The 942-nt window shown below is 60.1% G+C and carries 1 protein-coding gene; it reads right to left on the reverse strand.

Features of this window, described 5'->3' with window-relative positions:
* Positions 1–942 (reverse strand): BREX system Lon protease-like protein BrxL (locus IMZ11_RS42575; protein WP_228649265.1); only part of this gene is annotated, 942 nt, incomplete at both ends.

Raw genomic sequence — 942 nt, forward strand, 5'->3', positions numbered from 1 at the left:
GTCAAGGCCTCGGCCGAGAAGGATCTTCCAGCCGGTGTCCGTCCGGATAGATCGGTCGTGAATGGACTCGTCCCACTGAACGTTGAACTTGATCCCGACCGACTCGGCGCCGTCTTGAATTACCTTGAGCATCAACAGTTGCTGTTGTAGGTACTCCGGTTTGTCTTCCTTGGTCACCAACGTCACGGAGATCTCGTCGGCGGGATCCTTCGCTGACGCCAGCACGGCAAGCAGGTCGACGAGGTTGCGCCCTTGGTGCGGGGCGCGAATGTAGGGGTCGACGATGGTGATGTCAGCGGCCCCGCGAAGGTACGGCAGCAGCAGATTTTCGTAGGAGACGCCGCGCTGGTGCTCCTGGAACTCTCGATGCCCCTCGAACAGCGGCTTGGGCTTCGGAGGTTCATCAATGGTCGGGTTAACGGGAGGTATGGGTTCCTCACCGTCCGAAGACTCGCCGGATTCGTCGTCCGTTCGCCGGCGCTGGTGGTAGTAGACCGGGTACTCATCCTCTTCGAGCGTTGTGACAGAACGCCATTCGCCGGCCTTGTCGAGATAGCCGAACTTCACATCGGCCATCGTGGTGTCGATGCGCAGAATCTGGTCCTTGACGCGTTTGCGGCCCTCGACGGCAAACCGCAAGATCTCCTCGATCTCGTCCTTGGTCGGCTCACCGTGCGGGTGGAGGATCTTCATCAGGCCGGAGAAGGTCTTGTGGATGCCATCGCGGTCACGTGTCGAGATATCGGAGCCGAGCGTGAAGTGCTGTTGGTAGCGGTCGGAGTAGTCGGCGTCGCGCATGGACTTGAGCACTTCAGCGATGTAGTCAACGACGAAACCGTAACCTTCGGAGAACATCTCACCCCGGATGGTGTCGACTTCCCAGCCGGGGATGTAGAAGTGCAGGCGGTCGAGGTAGGCCGAATCGTGGTAGCTCTCGGGGAG

The organism is Microtetraspora sp. AC03309 (genome assembly GCF_020826795.1).
Classification (GTDB): Bacteria; Actinomycetota; Actinomycetes; order Streptosporangiales; family Streptosporangiaceae; genus Microtetraspora; species Microtetraspora glauca.